The following is a 5,054-nucleotide window of genomic DNA, read 5'->3' as shown; positions in this document are numbered from 1 at the left end:
TGGACTCCGCGCTGCTCCTTGGTTACCTGACCCGCAGCCTCGAAAGCCCCGAACATCTCCTGCCGGGTAGCGGTCTTTCCTCCCGTCAGGATCTCCAAGGCAACGTCACGGCACAGTTTGATGTCCCCTTCGGAAATCTCAAGTTGCCGGTGCCTGGCGGCAACCGCCCGGATCATCCGTGGGGTGGTGATACTGAGCATCCAGCGAAGGTCCTCCGGCGCCACCAAGTGCAACGTCCCGCGCATGGGCCACGAACGTACGATTTCGCCGTCGTCCAGGGTAGACCGCACCGATTCAAGCCCGGCGCCGGAAGAGCGCAAGCCCACCGCCCACAGTGCTGCCGGCAGATCCTGGGCCTGCATTGCCGTCATCCACCGGACCGTCTCAGGCACGGAGCGCAGGCCCTCCCCCAGTACGCCTTGGGATACGAGGCGAAGCCGCCCCATGACCCGGGCCGAAAGCCGCACGGGCACGTTCGAAGAATCACGGGTCGGAGCCAAACCTGAATCAGCCGCTGAAACTCCAGCCTGCGCCTCTGCTGTCATGCCAACATCCTAGAACCAGCTACGGACGAATACAGTCCGCCGCGAACGTCTCCAGCCGTATCCCGCCAGATAGAAGCGGCCACACAAGCCCCGCCAGTTGAGAGCAAGGTACAGTCAACTCCCAGTTGGTGCCCAGCCCGCACTCCTACGCTGATTTCATGACCATGGGTGACTTGTGGCCCCTCCTGCGGCCCGTATGCCGGAGGCTCGCCCTGCTCGGCTGGGCCTCCAGCGCAGCAGGTATGGCTGCCGGACTTGCTGTTGCCGTCGCCAGCGGGACAAGTCTTTCACCGGTCATGGCGACTCTGCAGCAGGTCTCATCGGCGGGCATCGTGCTGGCCGTATTCAGCTTCACGGCGGCAGTACTGCTCCAGCCGCACCATCAAGCTGCTCCGGACACCGGTGAAGAGCTCCCTTCCACCTTGCGGAGTTTCCTGCCCGGCACCGTGGTGTTCCTGTTGGGAGCCGTGGCCTTCGCCGCGGCAGGATTGCTGCTTCGAAGCGGGCCAAGTCCCCAATCGGTGGCCTTCTGCCAGGTCTTCGGATTGGCGGCAACGGCGTCGGGTTTCACCTATCTGCTCTTCAGCAGGGCGGCGCCGCACCCTCCCACAGAAAATAAGCCATAAGCCCCCGGAACCCGTGCTGACAGCGCGATCCCGTACTGACAGCTCAGTCGCGGACCTACAGTTCAACGCCGATCAGTAGCGGTTCCGGATGCAGTTCAATGCCAAAGCGTTCGACGACGCCGCGCCTCACCTCACGCGCGATAGCCGCCATATCGGAGGCCTTGGCGGAGCCGCGGTTGGTGATGGCCAGTGTGTGCTTGGTGGACAACGCGGCCCGACCTCCCGAAACGCTGTCCGGTTCCAATCCGAAGCCCTTGGCGAAGCCGGCCTTATCGATGAGCCAAGCGGCTGAGAGTTTCACCAGCCCATCGCTGCCAGCCGGGTAGCGGGGCGCGTCCTGCGGCAGTTCGTCTGCTACAGCCGGAGGAACGATCGGGTTCGTGAAGAACGATCCCGTCGAGTAGGTGTCCCTGTCCGCGGCATCCAGCACCATGCCCTTTGATGCCCGGAGCCGCAGCACTTCCCGCCGCACGTCATTGGAGTACGCCCTCTTGCCCTGTTCAACGCCGAGCGCACGGGCGAGCTCGGCATAGCGGATAGGGGCGCTCATACGGCCCAGCGGCAACTGGAACTCCACTGTCAAGACCACGAAGCGAGGGGACCCATTCACCGTTGTCTGCTTCAGCAGGGAATCCCGGTAGCCGAACTTCAGCTCGGAGTTTGTAAACGTCCGCACCGCGTTCTGCTCCCGGTCCCACGTCCGCACAGCAGCTATGGTCTGCGAGACATCTGCTCCGTAAGCACCCACGTTTTGAACCGGAGTAGCGCCCGTGGAGCCGGGGATCCCGGAGAGTGCTTCGATGCCGGACCAGGCGTGCAGCACCGCGTGCTTCACCAGGTCATCCCAGTTGTGGCCCGCTTGGACCACCACGGCCACGCCACCACAGGAGTCTTCGGCGCTGACTGTGAAACCCTCGGAAGCGAGCTTCAGGACGGTTCCGGGGAACCCGTCGTCGGAAATCAGGAGATTGGACCCGCCGCCGATGATGAGCAGCGGCTCCCCCACGGTGTCAGCGGAACGCACGACGTCGATGATCTCGGCTTCCGTGCGGGCCTCCACGAAGGTGGCGGCGGGACCGCCGACGGCGGCAGTGGTGAGTTCGGCGAGCAGCGTCTGGGTCACCTCAACAGCCTAACGGGGATCGAAGGATCCACAGTTTCAGCCAAGCCTGACTACGGCCTGGGCCTTCATCAGCACTTTCTGCCCTCCGGAAACGACGGTGAGGTCCACGCGCGCAGTCTTGGCATCCTCATCGAGTGCTCCGACTGCGCCAGTGACCTCGATGCTGGCGCCGGGCTCGTCTGTTCCCGTGGTGTCGGTTACCGGGACGGGCTTGGTGAAGCGGGTCTGGAAATCCACAATCGCTGCCGGGTCCCCGGCCCAGTCGGTGACCAGCTGCACGGCGGCTCCCATGGTGAACATGCCGTGGGCGATGACACCGGGGAGGCCCACACCGGTGGCGAAGGACTCGTTCCAGTGGATGGGGTTGAAGTCCCCCGAGGCGCCGGCGTACTTGACCAGATCCTGCCGGGTGACGCCGATGGTACGGCTGCCAAGAGCCTGGCCGATAGTGACATCTGTGAAAGAAGGTGTCATGGTTACTGTTCCTCTCCGCGAACCAGGATCGAGGATATGGTGGTGGCGACGTTCCTGCGTGAAGCGTCCTCCGACAGGGCAAAAATCTCTGAACGGGTGGTGATCATGGCCCCGCCGCCCATGGAGCGGACGCCGTCCACATGGAGTTCAGCCACCAGTCTGTCGCCGGCGATGATGGGCCGGTGGTGGACAAAACGCTGGTCTGCGTGGACCACGCGGGAGAAGTCAATGCCGGAATCCGGATCCTCGATCAGCTGGGCGTCCGCCCGCTGGGCGACGATGATCGCAAACGTGGGGGGTGCCACCAGATCCCGGTGTCCGAGGGCGATGGCTGCATTCAGGTCAAAATGGGCGGGATGCGTTGCTTTGACGGCGCGGGCAAACTCGCGGATTTTCTCGCGGCCAACGTCGTACACCTCTGCGGCAGGGTAGCTACGGCCCTGCAGATCCGGATTGATACTCATGGCCTCAAGCCTATCGTCCGGGCGGACTACCTCTTGTAACCCTTCCGGATCTGTTGGCCCCGGACCACCAGGCCCACAATGTGCAAGACGAGCCCCACGCCGATTACCGGCAGGGACGCCACAGCAAGTCCCTGGTTCTGTGAAGTGTTGCCCAGAATATTAAGGATGATCCCGACGGCGATCAGTCCCATCGCACTGAAGACGACGATTTTGTACGTGGTTGAGGCCGAGGCCCAGAATTCGTTCAGCACCGTGCCAGTTTACTGGCTGTTCAAAACAGGGATTTCAAAACAGGGATTCCTGCACCGCGGGCACTTCGGACCGATGGTTGCCCAACTCAATCCTGCGCCCCTTGAGCTGGCCGAGGCTCACGACGAACTCGAGTTCGGACCCTTCGATGGACGCCAGGGCGTAGCCGCCGTTGAGGGAGTTGATCCGGAACCCGTGCGTGCCCTCGCTTAAATCATGCGGATAGGCGTGGCGGAGCCCCAAGCCCGGTAAAGAGACCGGGTCGGCCTGGGACGGACGGATCCATTGTTCATCCACCACGGCGAACCCTCCCAGGGCTGCACCCGCGAGCAGCGTACGCACCTCCCCTGCCAAGGCCTTGTTCTTTGCATCCAGCCCGACGGCGGGGGAAGGCTCGGTCAGGGCAGCAGCTTTGGCGGCAGACCGGATCTGTTGTGGCAACCCTGCCTCCCGGCTGACCATGTCCTCCAGCACCCTGACGATCCGGCCGTCATCGGCACGCGCAACATACCTGGCAACGACAGCGCCCTGTTCGGCCAGACGGTTCCACTTCCGCAGGTTCGACGCCGTTCCCACCTTGGTGGCGCCATCCCCGAACGTTGCAATATAGAGCCAGTGCTGCTGGGACAGGTAGGCACGCAGACCGGCTGGCACGCGCCCGCCACGGTGGAAATCGTGGATCAGGCGGGAATCGTCCAGCATGAAGCAACGCTCGCACTGGTTCCCCTTCACAGCGGGGGCCTGATGGGGGCACAAGACATGATCGCGCTCGGACGCCGAGTGCACCTTGTGGTGCCCGAGGCAGAATTTTTCGGATTCCGCCAGGCGGAAGCCGAGATGGGTGCCGGAGGCAAGCGGGACCTCACTGAACCCGCCTCCGCGGCGCTCAAGCCGCAGTTGTGGGGTTCCGCCGTCGGCTCCGGGCCGAGCGGCAGCAGGCCCATCCCAAAAGACCCCGTGGACCAGATAAGTGGAATCGGTCACGGGGTCCCCTGTGGATCAATGGTGGGCGTACTGAGAGTCAGAGCGCGGGCTGCACCCCAAAGGCTACCGCGAGCTTGATGATCTTTTCTGCCCGGCCGAGGCGCGGAAGGTCGGAACCGTCCCGGATTACCCGGCCGTTCGCCTCAAAGTCAGCCATGAAGTCCGTGGCCCATGCCACGTCCGAGGGTGTGGGGCTGATGACCTCGTTGATTACGCTGGTCTGGTCGATGGCGAGGCAGAGCTTGCCGGTCATGCCCATCATGACGGTGATGCCTGTCTGCTCACGCAGGATGGGGTGGTTGGTTCCCACGGTGGGGCCGTCGATAGGGCCCGGCAGGTTACCGACCCGGCTGGCCACAACCAGTTTGGCCCGGGGGTAGGCCATGGCTTCGGGCGTAGCTGCCATGCCGGTGTCGCGGCGGAAGTCGCCGGAACCGAAGGCCAGCCGGAAGGCACCCTGGGCTTTGGCGATGTTGTTGGCTTCTTCAATGCCCACTGCTGATTCCACGAGGGGGATGACGGGAGTGTTGCCGTCCATGCGGTGGAAGCTCTCGGTGACCTGGTCTGCGGACTCGGTCTTTGCAAGCAT

8 protein-coding genes are annotated in these 5,054 nt (G+C 63.8%); 1 reads left to right on the top strand and 7 read right to left on the bottom strand.

The annotated features are described in order from the left end of the window. On the bottom strand, nt 1–545 hold a 545-nt coding region (locus RIN13_RS14955; protein WP_309108134.1), incomplete at its 3' end, for a DNA glycosylase AlkZ-like family protein. Between the two features lie 158 nt (nt 546–703). Between RIN13_RS14955 and RIN13_RS14950 the strand changes: the two genes are divergently transcribed. After that, nucleotides 704–1,171, top strand: a complete 468-nt coding sequence (locus RIN13_RS14950) for a hypothetical protein (RefSeq protein ID WP_309108133.1) — start codon at nt 704–706, stop codon at nt 1,169–1,171. Between the two features lie 55 nt (nt 1,172–1,226). Here the strand turns inward: RIN13_RS14950 and RIN13_RS14945 are convergent, their stop codons facing one another. From RIN13_RS14945 to RIN13_RS14920, 6 genes are all read right to left on the bottom strand, one after another. Beyond that, the gene (locus RIN13_RS14945) at nt 1,227–2,294 is read right to left on the bottom strand and encodes a UDP-N-acetylmuramate dehydrogenase (protein ID WP_309108132.1); all 1,068 of its coding nucleotides are present in this window, start codon (nt 2,292–2,294) and stop codon (nt 1,227–1,229) included. A 36-nt stretch (nt 2,295–2,330) separates the two neighbouring features. Next, nucleotides 2,331–2,768: a MaoC family dehydratase gene (locus tag RIN13_RS14940; RefSeq protein ID WP_309108131.1), complete on the bottom strand. Its 438-nt coding sequence runs from the start codon at nt 2,766–2,768 to the stop codon at nt 2,331–2,333. Nucleotides 2,769–2,770: 2 nt separating this feature from the next. Beyond that, complete coding sequence (locus RIN13_RS14935) at nt 2,771–3,232, bottom strand: MaoC family dehydratase N-terminal domain-containing protein (protein ID WP_309108130.1); 462 nt, start codon at nt 3,230–3,232, stop codon at nt 2,771–2,773. Nucleotides 3,233–3,258: 26 nt separating this feature from the next. After that, nucleotides 3,259–3,483 (bottom strand): DUF3188 domain-containing protein, encoded by a 225-nt coding sequence (locus tag RIN13_RS14930; RefSeq protein ID WP_309108129.1) that lies wholly within the window; start codon nt 3,481–3,483, stop codon nt 3,259–3,261. 34 nt (nt 3,484–3,517) lie between these two features. Next, complete coding sequence (locus RIN13_RS14925; protein WP_309108128.1) at nt 3,518–4,465, bottom strand: DUF2797 domain-containing protein; 948 nt, start codon at nt 4,463–4,465, stop codon at nt 3,518–3,520. Between the two features lie 37 nt (nt 4,466–4,502). Next, the coding region (locus RIN13_RS14920) for an aldolase/citrate lyase family protein (protein ID WP_309108127.1) at nt 4,503–5,054 on the bottom strand (552 nt) is incomplete at its 5' end.

Origin of the sequence: Arthrobacter sp. (assembly GCF_031179985.1) — a bacterium.
In the GTDB taxonomy this organism is placed as follows: Bacteria; Actinomycetota; Actinomycetes; order Actinomycetales; family Micrococcaceae; genus Arthrobacter.
Note: the sequence above shows the minus strand (reverse complement) of the source record. Positions and strands in the feature narration are given on the sequence as shown.